Source organism: Geobacillus zalihae NBRC 101842, from assembly GCF_001544135.1.
Classification (GTDB): Bacteria; Bacillota; Bacilli; order Bacillales; family Anoxybacillaceae; genus Geobacillus; species Geobacillus zalihae.
This window is the reverse complement of sequence record NZ_BCPV01000033.1, coordinates 19,851-41,619: the sequence shown is the minus strand read 5'-3', so window position 1 is coordinate 41,619 and position 21,769 is coordinate 19,851. Positions and strand designations below refer to the sequence as shown.

The window sequence follows — 21,769 nt, the reverse complement described above, 5'->3', positions numbered from 1 at the left end:
CGGCAAACACAGGCGGCGCTTCATGGCCTGCCGCCAGCTCGGCAAGCTGCTCGAGCTGCGCCTTGAACGAAATGATCATTTGCCAATCTTGTTCATACCGCTGCCGCTCTGCCTCAAGCTCGGACAGACGCTCAAGTTGGACATCGTGCGGTGCGGCGGCCGGATGCGGATGCTCGCGCGATCCGCACACTGGACACGGCTCGCCGGGACGGAGCCGCTCAGCCAAGGCGGAGGCGAGTTGCGCCGTCCGCGCTTCTTCGGCTCGCTGTCGCTCCGCCTCCATGGTTTTCTGCAACGTATACAATTGTTTTTCAGCGTCCTGCTGCCGCCAGCAGACGAAACGATACGTCCGCTCCACACGCCGGAACAGCTCTTGAAGCCGGGAGCCGACAGCGGCTGATCGGCGTTCCCGCTCCAACTTTTCCTCTTTCGCCCGACGCCAAACGGCCTCCTTTTGCTGAAGTTGGGCATCGACGCGAGCGATGGCTGACGCCGCTTGCTCAATATGCTGCTTCTGCCTGTACGCCCGCTCTGCCTCATCTTTTCCATCCAGCGCCTCTTCATGCTGTTTCAGTTCTTCTTTCAACTCCCGCTGCCGCTTCGCGCCGCGCTCATACCAGACCGACGCCTCTTCAAACCGGCGTGCAGCTGCCTTCTCCTGGGCAATGAGTCGCTTCCTCTCTTCACGAAGAGCTGCGAGCTCCTGTCCAAGCACTTCCATTTGCTGCTCAAGCTGCGCCGCCTGCCGCAGCCGTTCCATCTGGACGAGCAATTCCGGTTCGCGCTGCGCCTTTTCTTGGCGCGCCCGTTCATAACGCCGCGCCGCTTCTTCATAGCTCAATTGGGCTTCTTCTAACCGACGCGCCAGTCCTTCATACCGACGAAACGCCTCTGCCCGCAAGCGACATGCCTGCTCGCACTGCTCCCAATACGGCCAGATGCGCTCTGCTTGCTCGGCGCGCTCCTTTTTCGCCTCAAGCTCGCGGATGGCGGATTCATGTTGGCGCAGCGCGGCGAGCTCTTGTTCGACCGCTTCTTTTTCTTGCTGCCACGCCCATCGTTGTTTTGTTCGTTCCACATCTGCTTCGACTTCCTCAAGCTCTTTTTTTCGCTTGGCAAACAGCCCCGCGAGCTCCCGCACATCCGCCTCTGCCTGCTCGAGCGCTGCTTTTGAAGCATCGCCAAGCCCCGCTTTTTCCGCTTCGATTTTTTCCCATTCTTGCCGAGCGGCGGCAAGCCGGTCTTTCAACTTTTTATTCAACTGATCGCCATACCGCTCAAGATGGAAGAGGCGCTGCAGCATTTGCCGCCGCTCCGACCCTTTGAGCGATAAAAATTCGGCAAATTTTCCTTGCGGCAAGACGACCGCCCGGGTGAAATCCTCCATCGTCAAGCCGAGCAATTGCTCGATCGCCTTGTCCACCTCCGACAGTTTATCGGCGAGCACGACCGGCTCGGACCGATGCTCGATTAGGCGGCAAACGGCGCTGCGCGTCCGCCATTCGTCCACTTTTTTTAAGCTTCGTTCGACTGTATACCGTTTCGCTCCTGCCGCATTTTCCAGCTCAAACGTAAACGAGACAAACAACTCTTGCTCCGCGTGGTTGATGATCGCCTGCGTGCGGTTGGCCGCCCGCTCGACGCTGCCGAACAAGGCGAGCGTCATGGCGTCTAAAATCGTTGATTTGCCGCTTCCAGTCGGCCCGAAAATGCCGAACACACCGCCCTCACACAGTGCGGTGAAATCGATCGTCTGCTTTTCACGAAAGCTATGAAGCCCGGCGATCGTCAGCGAGATCGGCTTCATTCTCCCTCCCCTTCCTTCTCTTCTTCCGCCGCCAGCTCCAAAAAGAGGCGGACGAGCTCTTCATCCGGCGTTTGTCCCCCAGTCTGCCGTTCGTAAAAGCGGTGAAACATTTCTTCAAGTGAAAGCGGCTCGCGGCTCATTTCCATCATCTCTTCCACCCGATTGGGAAGCACCGGGCGAATGTGGACAAATCCGGGATGAAGCTTACGCAGCCGATCAATTTCTTCCATTGTCAACGACTCGGTCACATGAATCTCCAAATCGATCCAGCTTGATCGGTCTCTTCCTTCCTCACACCAGCGGTATACTTGAGCGAGCCCCTCTGTCGCCTTCCAACGGATGAGCGGTTTGCCGGCAACGAGCGGTATCTCCGCCACCTTGGCCTTCCTGCCTGGATGCACGTCAACGACCGTGACCGATTTGGCTTGACCGGCTTCGGAAAAGCTGTACGCCAACGGCGAGCCGGAATAGCGCGCCGCCGTCTTTGCCTGCTTGACATCCTGCGGCCGGTGCAGATGGCCAAGCGCCACATATTGCGCGGCTTTCGGCAAGCTCTCAGCCGCCACCGTATAAGCGCCGCCGACTTCAATCGGCCGCTCGGAATCGGACGTACGTCCGCCGGCAACGTAAAGATGGCTCATCGCGATATTGACGGTCTCCGCCGTGAACGAGGCGGCCATCGCCGCTAATAGGGCGCGGATGCGGTCATCGTACCGATCGCGCATCGTCGTCTCTTTACAGTCGGATGACAACAGCTCGGCGAGGCGCGATTCGGACGGATAGGCCAACGGAGCAAGCATCATCGTTTCGCCGCACGATGGAACGTCAATCCGGCAAACAGCCGCTTGCGGGCGGCCGAAAAGAAAAATGTTGTGCGCACACATCAACGTCCGGGCAGCGCTGATCCGGTCGGGGTGGTCGTGGTTGCCGCTGATGACTGCCACCGGGCGGCGTCCTTTGTCGGACAGGCGGGCGAGGCTTTCATAAAACAGTTGTTCCGCAGCCGCCGGCGGATTGACGGAGTCGAATACATCGCCGGCCACAAGGATGATGTCGATTTGTTCTTTCTTGACAATCTCCACAAGCTCATCAACAAATGCCTCTTGCTCGGCCATCCGACTCCGCCCCTCGAGCGTTCTCCCAAAATGCCAGTCCGCGGTATGCAAAATCCGCATTCTCTCTTTCCCCCCTTGCATCACTCAACAGCCACAACAAACCCGCCGTCAAACGAATACAAATAGCATTCCGCCACCGGCGCACGCCAAATTTGCTCGATGGCCCGCCGGTACAAGCGCATTTGCGTCCCGTAGCGGCCGAGCAGAAAACGAGCCGCTTCTTCCTTTTGCCCAGCAAAACGGTGGACGACTTCATCCGTTTTATAGTCAATCATCACATAGCCGCATTCGTCGGCAAACACGCAGTCGATCACCCCTTGCACGAGGACGCGCCGGCCGCTTTCCGTCCCTTCGCCGCCGTACAGTTCAGCCGCTTTAAGCCCCAAGCTGAACGGCACTTCACGGTGCACTTCGCGGGCGGCGCAAAGGCGGCGGCCAAGATCTGCAGTGAAAAAGGCAGCGATGGCCGCTGGATCGACCGCCTCTGCTTGTTCTGCCGACAGCAGCTCTTTTTCGACAAGGCGGACGATCTGACTGCGGATCCACGATTCATCAAGCGGCGCTTGCAAATCGAGATGGCGCATGACGACATGGAGCGCCGTCCCTTTTTCGGCCGGCGTCAACGTTTTCTCCTGCATAAAACGCGGCCGGGAAAACACCGGAGCCGTCCCTTGGCGCGGCCGCCATTCGTCCGCTTGCTCGCCAAAGAGCGCGCGCTGTTCTTTGAGTTCTGACACCGATTGCTTGGCGCGCACGGCCGTTTCTTTCTCATACGAATACCGCCACAACAAGCGGCGTTTGACCTCCTTCTGCCACCCTCCTTCTACGGGAACGGGTCGGCCTTGTTCGAGGGCAAGAAGCACGCCGCCATCCATCTCCTCCCTCGCAGCCTCTGCGCCGCGCAAATCGGCGGCCGGCACGATGGCGACACGCCATACAGACGGGTGAGAGGCGACCTCTTCAGGCGCCTTCGTTCCCGCAAGCGCCCCCCCATCCCGATGACGGATGAGCGCCCGGCCGATCCAATCCAAGTAGGAGCGGGCCGAAGCCCGCACATCGTCGGGGAGAAGCCAGCCGCGTTCCGAAGCAGCGCTTTTCCATTTTTCAATCTCCTTGGCCGCATCGTTGACCGACGCCAACAAATACAGCTTCTCTTTTGCCCTTGTGAGCGCGACATACAAAATGCGCATCTCCTCAGCGAGCAGTTCAAGCCGCTTTTTCGTTTGGATGGCCAACAGCGGCAGCGTCGGATAACTGATGCGCAGCCGCGGGTGGACAAAGCGGGCGGCAAAGCCCAGCTCTTTATCGAGCAAATATGGGTGGTGCAAATCACGTGTATGAAACGGACGAGCCAGCCCAGCGAGAAACACGATCGGAAATTCCAATCCTTTGCTGCTGTGAATCGTCATGATGCGCACGACGTCTTCCTGCTCGCCGAGCGGCCGGGCCGCCCCTAAATCGTCGCCGCGCTCTTGCAGCCGCTCGATGAAGCGAAGAAAGCGAAACAAGCCGCGAAACGACGTCGACTCGTACTGCCGCGCGCGGTCGTACAAAGCGCGCAAGTTCGCCTGCCGTTGCCTGCCGCCCGGCAGTGCGCCGACAAAATCGTAAAATTGCGTATCGCGGTACAGCTGCCAAATGAGATCAGCTAATGAGCGGCGGCGCGCCATCGTACGCCAGCCCTCGAGCCGCTCTAAGAAAGCCGCCGCTTTCCTTTGGGCGTTGGCCTCCTCTTTTGTTTCCGCCGGCTTTTGCCGAAACGAACAGAGCGCTTCATAAAACGTGCCCTTTGGATCGGCGAGGCGAATCATGGCGAGCTCATTCTCGTCAAAACGAAAGAGCGGCGACCGGAGCACCGCGGCGAGCGGAATGTCTTGGTGCGGGTTGTCGATCACTTTTAACAGTGAGAGCATGATCGAAATTTCCGTCGCCTGAAAATAGCCGGATGACAAATCCGCGGCCGCCGGGATGCCTTGCGCCTGCAACTGCTCGATCATCTGCGGCGCATTCGTCATCGAGCGGACAAGGATGACGATGTCACGGTACATGGCGCGCCGCGGCTGCCCGCTCGAACGATCGTATACATAAAACGGAGCGGAAACGATCTCTTTGATTTTTTTCGCCATCAGCCGCGCCTCGAGCTCCGCCGCTTCCCATTCAGCCGCTTCCTCTTCGTCCTCTTCCGCCGCACGCTGCCGGTTGATGATCATGACTTCCGGCGCCGCATCCTCCCCTTCCGGGTAATCGGCGCCGTATTTCAGCTGCGCCGCTTCGTCGTAAACCATTTCGCCGACGGTTTCCCCCATGAGTTGCGCAAACAGAAAATTCGTCCCGTCAAGCACTTCGCGGCGGCTGCGGAAGTTGCTCGCGAGGTCGATTTTCATCCCCCCTTCTTCCCCGTCGGCGGTGAATCGTTTGTATTTGTCCAAAAACAGCATCGGCTCGGCAAGGCGGAATCGGTAAATCGACTGTTTCACGTCGCCGACCATAAACAAATTGCCTGTTCGTTCACTTCCTTTTTTTACCATCCGCAAAATCGCTTCTTGAACGAGGTTCGTATCTTGATACTCGTCAACAAGCACTTCATCAAACTGCGCCTGGTATTCCAAGGCGGCGGAGGAAGGCTGCCATTCGCCCGTTTCCGGATCGCGCCGCCGCAAAATATGCAAACAATAATGTTCCAAGTCAGAAAAATCAACGATTCCTTTTTCCCGTTTCGCCGCTTGGAACATGACGGCAAAACGGCGGACAAGGTTAGCGATCGTTTCAACGATCGGCTTCATTTCCCTCATATGGCGGAGCCAAACGGATGGATCGAGCGAAAACACATTGTCGCGCAGCGCCTCCACTTTCTTTTTCGCCTGATCGCGCAGCGATTTGGCTTCGTCGATCAGCCGCTCGTCATAGTCCTTGCCGCGGCAGGCCGGCAGCCGCCCAAACGACAGCGCCTTTAGCGCGCGATGCAGCTCGGCCCACGGCCCGGAAAGTTGCGCCTCTAACTTGACGATCATCTCCAGATCTTCGCGCAGCCGCTCGGCATACGGCCGCGGCCCGCTCGGTTCTTCGGCGAGCTCAAGCGCCCTTCGGATCAGCCGTTTGGCCGCCGCCAGCTCCATCGCGGCATGTTGCGCGATATAGCGGGCTGCTGGCAGCGTCTTGATATCCGTCCGTTCATCGACGTCATACATCGAGGCCAAACCGGCCAACCATTCATCTGGTTCCGGATGGGAGCGGGAAAATTCATAAAGGGCGACAATCATCTCCTGCAGCTCGGCGTCGCTCCGGTCGCCCGTATAGGCATCCACGACGGCGAAAAACCGCTCGTTGTCCGGCTTTCCGTATTCCTCCTCAAGCAGCTCTTCAAGGACATCCTCTTTCAACAGCTCGATTTCCGTTTCATCCGCGATGCGAAACGACGGATCCAAATCGAGCAAATAGTAATATTTGCGAATGACATCCAAGCAAAAGGAATGGAGCGTCGAGATCGCGGCGCGGGGAAGCAGGCTGAGCTGGCGCCGCAAATGGAGCGAATGCGGACGCTTGGCCAATTCCCGCTCGAGCGCCTCACCGATTCTTGCTTTCATCTCCGCGGCTGCCGCATTGGTAAAGGTAACGACAAGCAGCCGGTCGATATCGACCGCTCCTTCTTCCGCCGTCACTTTTTGAATGATCCGCTCGACAAGAACGGCCGTTTTCCCGGATCCGGCCGCCGCGGCGACAAGAATGTCTCGGCCGCCCGCGGCGATCGCCTTCCATTGTTCATCCGTCCATCGGCTCCCAGCCGGCTTCGGGCGAATCGTGGCGTTCATTTATCCTTCCTTCCCTTCCGCTAGTTTTTCGATGACCGCTTCCTTCGTTTGCGGGGCAAGCTTCCGGTATTCGTTGCCGGAGAGTGCCTCATCAAATTGGCAGACCGGTTTGAAGACGCAAAACTCGCACGCTGTTTTATCTTTCAACTTGTACGGGGCGATCGACACGACGCCGTCGGCGATTTGCCCGCCGATGTCGATGAACAAACGGCGGACATGCTGGCGGAGCGCGGCAAAGTCGGATGGACTCGCCACCGACGAACGCGAATGGATCGATCCGCTTTTCGTAAGCTGAGCGGGCACAATCAGCGACCATTGTCCGTCTTCCGTTCGGTTGTCCATCAACCGGATCGCCTCGACGTCAGCGAGCAACAGTCCGCGCATCCGAAACGGTTCAAGCAACTTTTTCGCCATTTCCACCTCATCATCCACCCATTGCTTCGCTTGAACGATCGGATTGTGGATGTGAAAATAAAGCACCCCGGCTGGCAAGGCCGGCTGGCCGACGAGCTGTTCGGCATATGTCAGCACGATGTCCAGGTAGGTGAACATTTGCAGCGCCAGGCCGTAATATACTTCCGTCAAATCGAGCGTTTTCGCGCTCGATTTGTAATCGATAATGCGCAGAAGCACTCCTTGGCTGCTTTCCGCCTTATCGACGCGGTCGATCCGCCCAACAAGCTCCATCACTGTTCCGTCGGGCAGCCGAAACCGAAGCGGCGGCAGGTCGCCATTGGGGCCGAATGACAGCTCAAGTCCGATCGGAACGAAACCGCTCGCCCGCGCATGCTCACTTAACACATGGGTTGTACGGGCAACGACGTGTTTCAATTTTCGTTTCATATATTCATAGCGATGAGAGCTTGAGAGCACTTGCTGCTGGATGAGCGGGGCGATTCGCTCGACCGCTTCGGCCGACAGCCGTTCACAGTCTGGTCTTGACAGTTCGCGCCAATCAAGATGCTGTTCGCGCAGCCGGTCGGCGATTTGCTTGATGGCGGCATGGAACAATTGCCCAACATCCGGCGCCTCAAGTCGGAAAACGTTGCGCTCTTTCAACCGCAGCCCATGCGATGCGAAATGGGCGTACGGGCATTTTTGAAACTGCTCCATGCGCGAGACGCTCGCCTGAATTTTTTTGCCGTACAGCCGCTGGCTCCACTGTTTTTTGAGCGGCGTCGCTCCGTTTGTATAAAAGAGCGCGGAGACGGCATGCCGCACCTGCTCCTTCCAGTCCCGATGGCCGATGAACGTGTTATACACATCCCACCAAAGCGGATCGATGCCGTAGTTGCGCTTCCATGCTCGGAGCTGGCTGATCAAATACGTTTGCGTCGCCCGCGGCGCGGTCACGAACGCCTCTGCTTTTTCTGCCGGGGCGTCGAACGGGTCGTTGCCGCACAGATGCACCGGCGCATGCGGAAACAGTTCCGTAAGCTGCTTGATGAGCGGCGACGGCATCAACGCTTTCCCTTCTCCATCAGCAAGCGGATATGTAACATACAGCCGCCGGCTCGGACAAACAAGTGCCAAGTAGACAAAAAACGGGTCATAAAACAGCTGCTCCCGTCCCCCTGGGGCGAGCGCCACCCCCAACTCACGCAGCTGCTCGCGCTCCACTTCCGCCATCAGCCCGTCTTCCTTCACTTTCGCTGGAATAACGCCATCGTTGGCGCCGATGACGAACGCATACTTGATGTCAATTAAACGAGAGCGATCAAGCTGAGCGACGATCACCTGGTCCATCGCCGGCGGCACAAGGGAGAACTCCAACCGATCGAGCCCAGCCTCGATAATCTTGACAAACTCAGCGAGCGGCAGTGATTCTGTCCCGAGCATTTCTACATATTGGTCAAGCAAATCGACGACGGCGTTCCACGCCTGTTCATGCTGGCGCGCTTCAACGAGGCGGCCGTCCGCTTCCGCTTGCGCGCTCATTTTCTCTAGTTTTTTTGGAATCTGCAATTCTTCCAAAAACAGATATAATGCCATACAAAACCCGCGTCCGTCCTCCGCCCGGCGCAGACGGCGCTCCAACCGGCGAAGCGGAGCGGCCAACGCCTCGCGCCATTCATTGAGCATGTCCTCAAACTGCCGCTCTTCATCCGTTTGTGGTACGTTCAAACCGTCAAGCGCCTGATAGCGCCGATACGCCCAGCGCTCATTGTTTGTCCACTTATCCCCTTTGATTCCGTAAGCAAGCACATAGTTTTCGAGCTTGTCGGCCGCCTCGCGCCACATGTGCAGATCGCCGTCCGTTGGAAAAAGCAAATCCGTTTTCACCGCCCGAAACACCGCTTCATATCGCCAACGCGTCACGACCGTCTCTAAGGCAGCGCGCACGAGTTCAATGAGCGGGTGGTGGTGCATCGGTTCTTTTTCATCCATAAAATACGGGATCCCAAAATCAAAAAACACCGTTTTTACCAGATCGCGGTACGCCTCCGTCTGGCGGATGATCAGCGCAATGTCGCGATAGCGCGCCCCTTCATCGCGGACAAGGCGGATGATTTCGCGTGCGACCGCTTCGATTTCCGCTCGGCGATTGGACGCCTCATAAAGATGGACGGCATCGGTCTTTGCACCATATGGAAGCAACGGGCGTCGGTGAAATTGCGCCTCAAGATGAACGAGCGCCCTGTCTTCATGGCGTCGGTTGGCCGAAAGCACGATCGGCTCTTCGATCGCAATGTCATTGCTTAGCGCCAACTCCCTCAGCTGGCGGTACGTTTGCGCCGGCAAATAAAAGAGATGAAGTTCGTCCGGCATTCCGTCGTCATACGGGCGGTCGATCGTCAAACAAACGGTGACGCGCCGGCAATGGCGAAGAAGCTGTTCGATGATCATATATTCTTGCGGCGCGAAATGATGAAAGCCGTCGATGTAAATATCGGCATCCCGCAAATAACTTGAGCGCGGAATATGCTCAGCGAGCAAGCGCAAATAATCTTCCGAATCAAGATAGTGGCCGGAAAGACTTTTCTCAAGTTCCTCATACACAAGCGCGACATCGCTCAACTTGTCAGCGAGCAAGCGGCGGCCCGGTTGATCAGGCCCATCCTCGAACGCCTCAGCATGTCGGCGGAGTTCGCCCGGCGTCAGGCAATACCGTTTGCATTCGGTGATCATTTCGTTCAGCTGCTCGATAAACCCATGTTTGTCCGCCGCGCGGCCAAACAGTTTCAGCTCTTGTTTGCGTTGCTCAATAATTTTGCGGATCATCATCTGCACGCCAACATCATGAATGTGGTACCGGGTCATGCCGCCTGTTTCCTGCAGCACGCGCCAAGCGAGACGGGTGAAGCTGAACACTTGGGCGCGAATCATCCCGTCCACTCCCTCGGTATGTATCAACGCGTATTCGCATTGAAATGTCATTTGCTCCGGAACGAGATAGACGATCGCCCTTCCTTTTGGATCCTCTTGCAACTGGCGGCGAATTTCTTCGAGGCAGACAGCCGTTTTCCCACTTCCTGACCGTCCGAGCAAAAACCGCAGCGACATTGTATCCACCACCATTCGTTTCCTTTATTTGTTTTATTTTAGCACGTATGTTCGCTTTTGGGAAGAAAAAAACGCCCTTCCGGCCGCGGGTTATATAGAGGCAATCTGAAACGTTAACGTTTGTTTCTTTTTGTGGATCCAGCCGACATGTCAGCGACTGTCGGACGACTGAACAACCTCGCTTCGAAGGATCCATTTATTGGTCTCTGAAGCTTCACTTCGTTATAGAAGCGGAAGACTTCTTTCGAGATTAAGGTTAAAATTGAAAGGCGAACTGTTTAAACGGCCAGTAGCGAAAGTCCACCTTGCCGACAATTTGGTTGATTTTGACAAACCCAAAATGGCGGCTGTCCCAGCTGCTAAGCCGGTTGTCGCCAAGAACGAAAATGCAGCCGGGAGGCACCCGTGTTTTCCCGGTCACCTCCTCAAGCGTAAAATCCCCGGTCAGCCTGCCGTCAAGCAGCTTTTGCTTATACGGGCGCAAATACGGTTCGTCAACTTTTTTTCCGTTGACATACAAGATGTCATTTTTGTACGCGATCCGATCGCCAGGCAGGCCGATAACCCGCTTGACGTAATCTTCCTTTTTGTTGGCGTGAAAAACGATAATGTCGAACCGGCGAATAGGCCCGATGTCGTAGGAAAGCTTATTGACGATCAGCAAATTGCCGCTCTCCAGCGTCGGCATCATCGATTTTCCTTCCACCACGTAATTGCTGAACACGAACAACCGAAGCGTGGCGACAACACAAACGGCAACAAACCATGGCCATCGGCGGCCTCGTTTTTCTTTTTGCTTGGTCACTCCCCGCCCTCCTCGCCGCCTTGTTCTTCCGTCAACGAAAATCGCGCTTCCACCCGTTTTCCGGCGTACCAAAGCAACAGAACGACTGCGGCGATCATCGCCGTGCGCAGCGGCTGACGGATGAGCGCCTTCAAGTCATAGCCGATAAAACTGATGGTAAACACCATGATCATCTTTCCTAGCAGCACCGCCAATACAAACTGCTGGCGGCTGATGCGCGACAGTCCGGCAACAATATTGACAAGCGCCGATGGGGTGAACGGAAAGCAATACAACAAAAACAGCGGACCAAATCCGTGTCGCTCAATCCAATGCATAAACTGCCGCACTTTCGGGTGGCGGCGGACAAAGTGAAAAAAACGCTTCTGCCCCACTTTCCGCGTCAGCCAAAACACGATGAGCGAGCCAAGTGAAGCGCCTAGCCAAGAGATCAGAAACCCTTTCCATAGTCCAAACGCCGCTGCGTTCGCCATCACGAAGACGAACATGGGCAAAATGGGAAAAAACGACTCAAGCAACGTCGCTGCGATGCCGGGAAGCACGCCGAAAGAGCGGTATTGTTCGAGCAGGGAAAGGATGCTGTCGAGCGTGAACCATTGTTTGATTGTTTCCATATCCATGTCTATTCCCCATTCAAATGCCGTTTATATCTTTATTTTACACGTCCAGGCGCCTAATTTGAACTCATCTTTAGGAAAAACCATTTTTATCAATTTATTCAGCTAACTCTGTTTTTCTTGCTGCATGCGAAATATGTATTGGAGTTTGCGCTCCCTCGCTTCCATCCGCTCGGATAATTTTGTCCGCAGTTGAGCCGTTCGGTATAACTGGTTGATGAACGATTTGCAGGAAACATCGAGGGATATGCTTTTTCCGTTGCGGAAATAAACGATGGTCCGCTCATATTTGGCAGGCTCATACCGATAAACGTGCATGTGCGAGAGCCAAACGCAGCGGGAGTCACGCGGAGAGGCGGTTGGAAATACGTAAATTTCATTGGCTGGTTCAATGGCGATCGGCGCTTTATGGGTGATGCCAATGACGGCTTTTGTTCCTTCTTTTCTCCCTTGAAAGCTGCTTCCATAGTAATCGCAACTATGTTTAATAATGTCCATCGGCGTTTGTTTGATGATATATTCGCCGTCCTCCTCAATGACTTTCGCATACACATCGCTGTTTAAAAAGTATGGGAGAATCGCCATCGTATAACGGCTTACGATGAATTGCTCCAAGACAATGAATTCATTGACTTTCATCCGTTCGTCTCCTCTCTTAATCAACTCACCCACTACTCCTATCATACCATCAGAAGTTATATTTTTCTATATTTTGCAAAAAATCTATTAAAAAAACCCATGACAATCGTCATGGGTGTTCTAAGAGTTTTCAAACGTTTGACCGATTTCTTTGGACGCTAAATATTCATTCGCCTGTTCCAACGCGGTATGCTCGCCGACCGAGTCGCCAGCATACGTCTCTTCATCCATCAACCATTGCTCAACATGAAGATCCGTGCTGACGCGAAACTCAGCGGGCATCAGCTCCGGCAGGTCGCCTTGATTCTTTTCCATCACATCGCCTCCCTATGTCTTATAGGATGCTCCATCTTTTTCCTTTTTATACACGAAAAAAGCCCGGCCACGCCGGGCTTTCGTCTTCGTTTGTGATCGGTTTGCATTAAGCTGTCGTAAACTGTTCTTCTTCGGTCGATCCTTTCAAAGCGACTGTTGACGATTGGCCGCCAGAGATCACTTGGGCGACTTCGTCGAAATAGCCCGTGCCGACTTCGCGCTGATGGCGCGTCGCCGTGTAGCCGTACTTCTCGGCGGCAAATTCCGCTTGCTGCAGCTCGGCATACGCCGCCATGCCTCGCTCTTTGTAGCCGCGCGCCAGTTCGAACATGCTGTAGTTGAGCGCATGGAAGCCAGCCAAAGTGACAAATTGGAACTTGTATCCCATTTTGCCGAGCTCTTGCTGGAATTTGGCGATCGTTTCGTCGTCCAATTTTTTCTTCCAGTTGAACGACGGCGAGCAGTTGTACGCCAGCAGCTTGCCTGGGAATTTTTCATGAATCGCTTCGGCAAACCGGCGCGCCTCATCCAAATTCGGCTCGCTCGTCTCACACCAAATGAGGTCGGCATACGGCGCATAGGCAAGCCCGCGGGCGATCGCTTGATCCAAACCGGCTCTTGTGCGATAGAATCCTTCCGGTGTCCGTTCTCCAGTGATAAACGCTTGATCGCGCGGGTCGATGTCGCTTGTGATCAAGTCAGCAGCGTTCGCGTCGGTGCGTGCGATGAGCACCGTCGGAACCCCCATGACATCGGCGGCCAACCGCGCCGCAATCAAGTTGCGAATCGCCGTTTGCGTCGGCAAAAGCACTTTGCCGCCTAAATGGCCGCATTTTTTCTCCGATGACAGCTGGTCTTCAAAATGGACGCCAGCCGCTCCGGCTTCAATCATTGCCTTCATGAGCTCAAAGACGTTCAGTTGGCCGCCGAACCCCGCCTCAGCGTCAGCGACGATCGGCACAAAGTAGTCCACGTCCCCGCTGCCTTCTAAGTATTGAATTTGATCCGCGCGCTGCAACGCTTGATTGATTCGCTTGACGACATGCGGAACGCTGTTGGACGGATACAGGCTTTGGTCCGGATACATCTGTCCAGCGAGGTTGGCGTCGGCCGCCACTTGCCAGCCGCTTAAATAAATCGCCTTCAAGCCTGCTTTCACTTGCTGCACCGCCTGATTTCCGGTCAGCGCGCCAAGGGCCGCGACGTAATCCTCTGTATGAAGCAGCTTCCATAATTTTTCCGCCCCGCGTCGAGCGAGCGTATACTCGATGTCAAGCGAGCCGCGCAGTTTAATGACATCCTCCGCGCTGTACGGACGGACGATCCCTTTCCAGCGCTCCTCATTTTTCCAACTTTCTTCTAATTGCCGGACACGTTCAGCAAATGACGCCATTTTTCCTTCCCCCATCTCTCTATTGTTATATTACATTGTTTATATTTACGATTTTATTATATAACAGAAAAACAAAAGTGCAAGCCTTTTTTTGAAACTTTTTTTAATTGGGAAAATAGTCGCATATTGTTCATAAACATCGCGATTTTTTCGCTAATCTTTTTGATATGATCATATTGAGGAGTGATGAATAGTGAAAAAATGGTATACGTTAGCTGCCTCTCTTGTCATCATCGGCATCAGCGTCGGCATCCTGTACTTTGCTGTCTACCAGCCATCGACGATGCGGCTTCCAAATGACGTGACGATGGAAACAGCATGGGGAAAATCATACGAGTTTGGCGACCTTCCGCCGAAAGTGCGGCTTGTCGAGTTTATTTATACAAACTGTCCGGATCTTTGTCCGAATACGACAGCACAAATGGCAAAACTGCGCGATCGCCTAAAAAAAGCCGGGGTATTTGGGAGCAAGGTGGAATTCATCACGATCACGATCGACCCGGCGCGCGATACGAATGAAAAGCTGCAGACATATGCCAATGCGTTTGGAGTCATGAGCGACGGACAAGGTTGGGTGTTTTTGCGCGGCAGCGAAGCAGACACGAAAAAAGTAGCGGACGCCTTCCACTTTCAATACCGCGACCCGGGCAACGGCATGATCGTACACACGACGCTCGCCTACTTGCTTGGCCGCAACGGGCGTGTCGTCAAACAAATCGGCATGGGGACATCTCGATTTCATGTCGATGAGGTATACGAGGCGATTATGGAGGAATTGTCATAACCATGCAGCAAGTTTGCATACCTGTCGCAAAAGGAAAAGAGGAAGCGATGTCCGCTTCCCTTTTTAAACAAATAACGAATACAGGCTGAGCGCCGCAACCGCCGCAAGCACGACGATCATGACATTGGCCCCAAGCCAAGCGGTGATGACGGCCGCTACAAAACCGATGACACCGAACGAAAGATCATCTTGGATGAAAAAAACGTCCGGAATAATGAGCGCCCCAAGCACCGCATACGGCACATTTTTCAGCACTCCTTGCCAAAACGACGGCAGCTCGACGCCGCCGAGCAACACAAACGGCAACAGGCGCGGCAAATACGTCACGATCCCCATGCCGATGATCATCCATACGATCGCGCTATTCACCGCCGTTTCCCCCTTCCTTCGTCAGCCATTGAACGATGATGGCCGACAACAATGTAGCCAACACGATCGACCAGCCTTTCGACAAGTGAAGGGCAAACGTGCCGATCGAGTTGAATAAAGCCGACAGCCCCGCCAGCCAGACGATTTTCCGCTGCTTTTTCAACGCTGGAACGAGCAAGCCGATAAACATGGCATACAAGGCAATGGACATACTTTCTTGCAAACTTTCCGGCAAACCGGACCCAGCGGCATAACCAATGCCCGAGTTGACGACCCAGCTGCCATACGCCATGGCAATGAGCCCAAACATATACGAGGCATTGATCGTTCCTTCTTTCATCGCCGCCACCGAAAACGTCTCATCGGTAATGCCAAAGGCGTACAGCGCTTTTTTCCAAAGTGCGTCCGGCTCAGCCTTTTCATTAAGGGACGCCGACATTAAAAAATGGCGAATGTTCAATACGAATGTCGTCAACACGATTTCAAACACCCCGGTGCCAGCGGCAAGCAGACTTAATGAGATATATTGCGAGGCGCCGGCGAAGACGACGATGCTCATGAGCACGGTCTCGGCGAACGTCAGTCCGGTTGTCTTGGCGAGCAGCCCAAACGCCAGCGCGATCGGCATGTAGCCGATGGCAATCGCTGCTCCTGCTTGCACCCCTTGGCGAAACGGCGCCATCTTGCCGGCTGCCCATGTCGTTTCCATTCATTCATCCCCCCATTTGACTATATAAGTTGAAACTTTGTTTTACATCCAGTAGAGCGCCCGCTGCATTCTATCAAAATGACTTGTTATGAAGGAAAACAGAATCGAACAATCGGAAAATCTTTATTGCAACTTATATAGATTGATAACTTTATTATCTAAAAATTCGTCTCATTTCGCAACCCGAACATCCATCCATTGTTTCCGCTCACGCCAAACACGAGACAAACGCAGAAAGAGGCCAATCTATGATATAATCAAACTGATTCATGATTGATGGCAACAGAAAAGGAGTGCACGTCCATGTCAGTGAAACCGTATGTATTAACCGACCGCGGCATTTTCCGTTATGAACAAGTCACGTACCCGATGGAAGAGCGCGGCTTGCAATTCGGTGATGGCGTCTACGAAGTCGTCCGCTTATATAACGGGATATACGTTTGGCTTCGCGAGCATCTTGACCGGCTGTACCGTTCAGCGGCCGCCATTCGCCTATCCGTTCCGTTTGGCTGCGAAGAGCTCATCGAACAGCTTGAGGAGCTTCGCCGCCTCAACGATGTGCAGGAAGATGCGATTTTGTATTTGCAAATGACGCGCGGCAGCTTCCCGCGCAACCATGCGTTTCCGGCGGAAAACCGGCCGAACTTGTACGCCTACATCCAGCCGATGGCGCGGAAAACCGAGGAAATGACACATGGGGTGCGCACGATTTTGACGAAAGATGTCCGCTGGGAATACTGTTACATTAAAAGCTTGAACTTATTGCCCAACGTATTGGCGAAACAAGAAGCGGTTGAGCGCGGAGCGTTTGAAGCGATTTTGCATCGCGACGGCGTCGTAACCGAAGGCAGCTCGTCAAACATTTTCCTTGTCAAAAATGAAACGGTGTACACCCATCCGGCCACCGCACGGATTTTAAACGGCATCGTCCGCACGAAAGTGAAGCAGTTTTGCGCTGAGCTTGGCATTCCATTTGTCGAAGAAGCGTTTTCCACCAACGACCTTAGGGAGGCGGACGAACTGTTTTTAACGAGCACGACGTCAGCGATTATCCCGATTATTCAAGTCGACGAAACGGTGATCCGAAGCGGCGCGCCGGGGGCGGTGACGAAGGCGCTGCAAGCCGCCTACCGACAAGCGACGCAGCGAGAAACCCAAAATATCTGACCGGCCGGCCGAACAGAAGAGGTGTCCCCCAGCCAAAGAAGGACACCTCATTTCCTTTATGAGCTGAGCACGGCGCGGTCGCTCGCAAACTGGCTGCCGCGGATGCGTTGGAATGCCTCAAGCAGCCGCTCGACCGTCAGCTCTTCTTTCTCCTTTCCTTCTGCGGCAAAAATGATTTGCCCGCCATCCATCATGATCAACCGGTTGCCAAGGCGAATCGCCTGCTCCATGTTGTGCGTCACCATGAGCGTCGTCAGGCGGTGCTGCTCAACAATTTGCTTCGTCAACTCCGTGACCAACTCCGCCCGCGCCGGATCAAGGGCGGCGGTATGTTCATCGAGCAACAGCACATCCGGTTTTGTAAACGTCGCCATCAACAAGGAAAGCGCCTGCCGCTCCCCGCCGGAAAGAAGTCCGACTTTGGCGGCGAGCCGGTCTTCAAGCCCTAAATGAAGCGTTCGCAGCGTTTCCCGAAACCACTCGCGCTTTTGCTTCGTGACGCCAAGGCTTAACGTGCGCCGCTTTGTCCGGTTGTAGGCGAGCGCCAAATTTTCCTCAATCGTCATATGCGGGGCGGTGCCGGCCATCGGGTCTTGAAAGACGCGGCCGATGTAGCGGGCGCGCGCATGCTCCTTGAGCGCGGTTACATCGCGGCCGTTGATCCACACTTCGCCGGTATCAGGAGACAGCCGTCCGGAAATGATGTTCATGAGCGTGGACTTGCCGGCGCCGTTGCTGCCGATGACGGTGACGAAATCGCCGGGGGCAAGCGTCAGATCAATGCCGCGCAAAGCGATTTTCTCGTCAGCCGTTCCTTCGTTAAACACTTTTGTAATTCGTTTCAGCTCCAGCAACGGTTTCCCCCCTCTCCAACTGCCGCACCCTCCGCTTTTTCCTCTGCCGTTCTTTTTGCGCCGCCAACGTGTTGGGCACGACGAGCGCCATCATCACAATGAGCGCAGTAATCAATTTCACATCGCCCGTCTCCAAAAACTCGACGCGCAACGCAAGCGCCAAAATGAGGCGATAGACGATGGCGCCGCCGATGACCGCCCACGTCGCGCGTGCGACCGAACGGGCGCCAAACAAAGCCTCCCCGATGATGACGGAAGCGAGCCCAATAACGATCATCCCGATTCCCATCCCGACGTCGCTGAATCCGCCGTACTGGGCGACGAGCGCTCCGGAAAGCGCCACAAGTGCGTTCGACAGCCCAAGGCCAAACACGATCAACCAATCGGTGTTGGCGGAAAAGCTCGCCACCATCGGCTTGTTGTCTCCAGTTGCCCGCAAGGCGATCCCCACTTCTGTTTTCAGCAGCCAATCCAACAGCCCTTTGACCATTAGCGCGACAATCGCCATTGACACAAGCACCGCCCATGTCCGCGGCGCAAAGCCGGTGAAGGAAACAAGTCGGTTGAGCGCCGCATCCAATCCGGCTTGCCGCCAGGCGGCGGTGATTTTTGTGATGACCGTTTCCTGCTGCAACAGCGGAACGTTCGATTTGCCCATAATGCGCAAATTGATCGAATACAAAGCGATCATCATTAAAATGCCGGATAACAGTGGATTGATTTTCCCTTTCGTATGCAAAAGCCCAGTCAACACCCCGGCGGCAAAGCCGGCCAAAAGCGCCGCGGCTGAGGCGGCAAACGGGTTGGCTCCATTGACAATGAGCACGGCGGCGACAGACGCGCCGGTGACGAAGCTGCCGTCAACCGTCAGATCGGGAAAATCCAAAATGCGAAACGATAGATAGACGCCGAGCGCCATCACGGCGTAAATCAAGCCGGCTTCGACGGAACTGAACATCGCTGTCCACACAGCTTTTCACCTACCTTTTCGGAAACACACCGAAGGCGCATGTGGCACGTTGCGCGCCAAAACGCACTTTCCCTGCTTTTTTGGCCCCCTCCTTCATCGAAGGAGGGACGGCCGCTTATTCAATATATTCCGCAATGGAATCCCATTCTGGATTGAGCTTGATGCCCATTTCTTGCGCTGCTTTTTTATTGATGACAAGCTTCAATTTTTGTGGATATTGCACCGGCAAATCGGCTGGCTTTTTGCCGTCTTGCAAAATTTGCGCCGCCATTTCCCCCGCTTCGTAGCCGATGTCATAATAGTCAAACCCGTACGCCGCAAAACCGCCGCGCTTGACGGAATCGAGTTCACCGACAAAAAGCGGAATGTCGTGCTCATTCGCCACCTGGATCACCGACTCGAGCGCCGAGACGACCGTGTTGTCGGTGATGATGTACAGACAATCGACTTTGCCGACGAGCGACTCGGTCGCCTGCTTCACCTCTGCTGATGTCGATACGGACACCGGGACCATTTGCAAATCGGTTCCTTGCATCGCCTTTTTCACCTGCTCGATTTGAGCGACGGAGTTTTGTTCGCCGGCGTTGTAGACCATGCCGACGCGGTTGCCTTTGATATATTTGTCAATAAATTGCACCGTTTTTGGAATGGCCTCCGGGTGGGTATCGGTCGTTCCCGTCACATTGCCGCCCGGCTTTTCCATCGATTGGACAAGCTGCGCGCCGACTGGGTCGGTCACCGACGTGAACACGATCGGAATGTCTTTTGTCGCATTGAGCGCCGCCTGCGCGCTTGGCGTTGAGTTGGCAAAAATCAAGTCGACGCCGTCCGAAACAAAATTATTGGCGATCGTTTGGTTGTTGCTTTGGTCGCCTTGGGCGATTTGCACGTCATACTCAACGGACAGCCCTTTGTCTTTTAACGCCTGCTGGAATCCCTTGCGCGCCGCATCGAGCGATGGATGCTCGACAATTTGCGTCACGCCGATTTTGTACGTCTTTTCTTTCCCGCTCTTCCCGCCGCTTCCCTGGCTGCTTCCCGTCTCTTTCGCGCCGCCGCAGCCGCCAAGCAACAAAAAGCCGGCTGCACACACCGCGGCGAACCGCCGAATCGATTGGCCCATGATCCCATCCCCCTATGTAGAGAAGTTTAGTCCTTTTAAACTTTTATGTGTTAAATTATATAAATTTATCTACTTGTTTTCAATATACTATTCAAAAAAAAGAAAAGGTGCTGAAAATTCAGCACCATCAAGCATGGGAAGACGCGAGCCGCTCTTTTAACGCTCTTCGCAAAATTTTTCCTGTCGCATTTTTCGGCAGCTCGTCCAAAAAGTCAATCGCGCTCGGCACTTTATATTTTGCCAACCGCTCACGGCAGTAAGCAATGAGCTCTGCTTCCGTCAACTCCGGATTTTTCGAGACGACATACGCCCGCACCGCTTCGCCGTAGTCCGGGTCCGGCACGCCGATCACGGCGGCTTCCACGACATCTGGATGGCTGTACAGCACTTCTTCGACTTCGCGCGGATACACGTTGTAGCCGCCGACGATAATCATCTCTTTCTTTCGGTCGACGATATAGAAATAGCCCTCCTCGTCCATGCGCGCCAAATCACCGGTGTGCAGCCAACCGTCGCGCAAGGCAGCCGCTGTTTCTTCCGGCATTTTGTAATACCCTTTCATAACGTTTGGCCCGCGAACGACAAGCTCTCCGACTTCGCCGACGGGCACTTCCTCGCCGTACTCGTTGACGACCTTATTTTCAACATTTTTAATGTTCGTTCCGATCGAACCAGGCTTGCGCGGCCGATCAAGAGGATTGAAACAGGTGACAGGGGACGCCTCCGAAAGCCCATATCCTTCTGAAATGATGACGTTGAACTTTTTCTCAAAGTTTTCAAGCAAAGCGACCGGCATTGAAGCGCCTCCTGAGATGCAAAGGCGGAGCGTCCGCAAATCGTCCGCGCTTCCACCTTCGTACTGATAAAGGAAATTGTACATCGTCGGCACGCCGGCAAAAATCGTCGCTTTTTCCTCTCGGGCCAGCTGAAACAACTTTGCTGGACTGAACTTTGGCATAATGAGCACCGTCCCGCCGTTCATTAGCGGGGCGTTGAGCGCCACGGTCAGGCAAAACACATGAAACATCGGCAGCGCAGCGATGATGCGGTCATTTTCATTGATGCCTAAATAATCGGCCGTATCTTGGGCATTGCTGTATATGTTTTTATGAGTGAGCATCGCCCCTTTCGGCTTGCCGGTCGTCCCCGATGTGTACAAAATGACGGCGACATCGTCATCACCCAGTTCAGGGCCGGTAAAATCCCGGCTGCCGTCCGCCAACACTTCTGCAAACGATTTCATTCCTTCCGACAGGGAAATGCCTTTTTCCTTCCCTTCCGGTGTTTCACAAACGATCGCATGCTCGAGCAGCGGAAGCCGCTTCTTCGCCTCCACAAACAACGGAGCGAGCAAGTCAAGGCCGATCACCGCCTTGACGTCGCCGTTGTGCAAAATATAAGAAATTTCCTCGGGCGTGTAGATGGGATTGATCGGAATGACGGTCGCCCCAAGCCGCAGCGCCCCGTACAAGCCGATGACGAACTGCGGCGAATTGCCAAGCAACAAGGCAATATGGTCGCCTCGGCGAATGCCAAGCCGCGCCAATCCGTCGGCAAATCGGGAAATGGCTTCATCCAATTGTTGATACGTGCACCGCTCTTCCCTAAACACATACGCTTCCTTGTCCGGCAACTGCTTCGCGATTTGCGCCAACCGCGCCGTGACGTTCATATACGCTCCTCCCCCCAAAATGAATGAATGACCATTCATTTTATAAATAAAAAAATTCGAACTATATCCATTATAAAAAAAAGAACAGCAAAGGGCAAGGGAAAGCGTTTCCTTTGC

17 protein-coding genes are annotated in these 21,769 nt (G+C 54.6%); 2 read left to right on the top strand and 15 right to left on the bottom strand.

Annotated features, from left to right (window positions below; translation table 11 throughout):
• From GZ1_RS10760 to aceA, 9 genes are all read right to left on the bottom strand, one after another.
• Positions 1-1,807: AAA family ATPase (locus tag GZ1_RS10760; protein ID WP_157074364.1), on the bottom strand; the 1,807-nt coding region annotated here is incomplete at its 3' end.
• Positions 1,804-2,982 (bottom strand): exonuclease SbcCD subunit D, encoded by a 1,179-nt coding sequence (locus tag GZ1_RS10755; RefSeq protein WP_033005587.1) that lies wholly within the window; start codon positions 2,980-2,982, stop codon positions 1,804-1,806. The genes GZ1_RS10760 and GZ1_RS10755, both read right to left, overlap by 4 nt.
• A gap of 20 nt (positions 2,983-3,002) precedes the next feature.
• Positions 3,003-6,731: a helicase-exonuclease AddAB subunit AddA gene (gene addA / locus GZ1_RS10750; RefSeq protein WP_060788463.1), complete on the bottom strand. Its 3,729-nt coding sequence runs from the start codon at positions 6,729-6,731 to the stop codon at positions 3,003-3,005.
• Positions 6,732-10,235 (bottom strand): helicase-exonuclease AddAB subunit AddB, encoded by a 3,504-nt coding sequence (gene addB / locus GZ1_RS10745; RefSeq protein ID WP_278247960.1) that lies wholly within the window; start codon positions 10,233-10,235, stop codon positions 6,732-6,734. It lies immediately after the preceding gene.
• Positions 10,236-10,491: 256 nt separating this feature from the next.
• Entirely contained in the window at positions 10,492-11,040 is a 549-nt protein-coding gene (gene lepB, locus GZ1_RS10740) for a signal peptidase I (RefSeq protein WP_011230183.1), read from the bottom strand.
• Entirely contained in the window at positions 11,037-11,660 is a 624-nt protein-coding gene (locus GZ1_RS10735) for a TVP38/TMEM64 family protein (RefSeq protein ID WP_013146210.1), read from the bottom strand. Before GZ1_RS10735 ends, lepB begins: the two co-directional genes overlap by 4 nt.
• A gap of 102 nt (positions 11,661-11,762) precedes the next feature.
• Complete coding sequence (locus GZ1_RS10730) at positions 11,763-12,296, bottom strand: competence protein ComK (protein WP_013146211.1); 534 nt, start codon at positions 12,294-12,296, stop codon at positions 11,763-11,765.
• A 120-nt stretch (positions 12,297-12,416) separates the two neighbouring features.
• Positions 12,417-12,611 carry a hypothetical protein gene (locus tag GZ1_RS10725; protein WP_013146212.1) on the bottom strand — a complete coding sequence of 65 codons (195 nt, stop codon included), beginning with the start codon at positions 12,609-12,611 and terminating at the stop codon, positions 12,417-12,419.
• Between the two features lie 106 nt (positions 12,612-12,717).
• The gene (gene aceA, locus GZ1_RS10720) at positions 12,718-14,004 is read right to left on the bottom strand and encodes an isocitrate lyase (protein ID WP_033005585.1); all 1,287 of its coding nucleotides are present in this window, start codon (positions 14,002-14,004) and stop codon (positions 12,718-12,720) included.
• Between the two features lie 193 nt (positions 14,005-14,197).
• Here aceA and GZ1_RS10715 point away from each other — a divergent pair, with 193 nt between their 5' ends.
• Entirely contained in the window at positions 14,198-14,788 is a 591-nt protein-coding gene (locus GZ1_RS10715) for an SCO family protein (RefSeq protein ID WP_013523073.1), read from the top strand.
• A 63-nt stretch (positions 14,789-14,851) separates the two neighbouring features.
• On the opposite strand, the gene GZ1_RS10710 is transcribed toward GZ1_RS10715, so the two are convergent.
• Both GZ1_RS10710 and GZ1_RS10705 read right to left on the bottom strand, forming a co-directional pair.
• Positions 14,852-15,157 carry an AzlD domain-containing protein gene (locus tag GZ1_RS10710; RefSeq protein ID WP_060788462.1) on the bottom strand — a complete coding sequence of 102 codons (306 nt, stop codon included), beginning with the start codon at positions 15,155-15,157 and terminating at the stop codon, positions 14,852-14,854.
• Positions 15,150-15,866, bottom strand: coding sequence for an AzlC family ABC transporter permease (locus tag GZ1_RS10705; RefSeq protein WP_020755018.1), 717 nt, complete (start codon positions 15,864-15,866; stop codon positions 15,150-15,152). The genes GZ1_RS10710 and GZ1_RS10705 overlap by 8 nt, the downstream gene beginning before the upstream one ends.
• Before the next feature lie 303 nt (positions 15,867-16,169).
• Between GZ1_RS10705 and dat the strand changes: the two genes are divergently transcribed.
• Positions 16,170-17,033 (top strand): D-amino-acid transaminase, encoded by an 864-nt coding sequence (gene dat / locus GZ1_RS10700; RefSeq protein WP_014195013.1) that lies wholly within the window; start codon positions 16,170-16,172, stop codon positions 17,031-17,033.
• 56 nt (positions 17,034-17,089) lie between these two features.
• Here the strand turns inward: dat and GZ1_RS10695 are convergent, their stop codons facing one another.
• The 4 genes from GZ1_RS10695 to GZ1_RS10680 all read right to left on the bottom strand — a co-directional run bounded on the left by GZ1_RS10695 (position 17,090) and on the right by GZ1_RS10680 (position 21,652).
• A complete protein-coding gene (locus tag GZ1_RS10695; protein WP_013146218.1) occupies positions 17,090-17,887 on the bottom strand; it encodes an ABC transporter ATP-binding protein in 798 nt (265 codons plus the stop codon).
• Positions 17,853-18,845, bottom strand: coding sequence for an ABC transporter permease (locus GZ1_RS10690; protein ID WP_033006390.1), 993 nt, complete (start codon positions 18,843-18,845; stop codon positions 17,853-17,855). Before GZ1_RS10690 ends, GZ1_RS10695 begins: the two co-directional genes overlap by 35 nt.
• Before the next feature lie 127 nt (positions 18,846-18,972).
• Positions 18,973-19,980 (bottom strand): ABC transporter substrate-binding protein, encoded by a 1,008-nt coding sequence (locus tag GZ1_RS10685; protein WP_060788461.1) that lies wholly within the window; start codon positions 19,978-19,980, stop codon positions 18,973-18,975.
• Between the two features lie 127 nt (positions 19,981-20,107).
• Positions 20,108-21,652: a fatty acid--CoA ligase family protein gene (locus GZ1_RS10680; RefSeq protein WP_060788460.1), complete on the bottom strand. Its 1,545-nt coding sequence runs from the start codon at positions 21,650-21,652 to the stop codon at positions 20,108-20,110.
• Positions 21,653-21,769 lie beyond the last annotated feature (117 nt).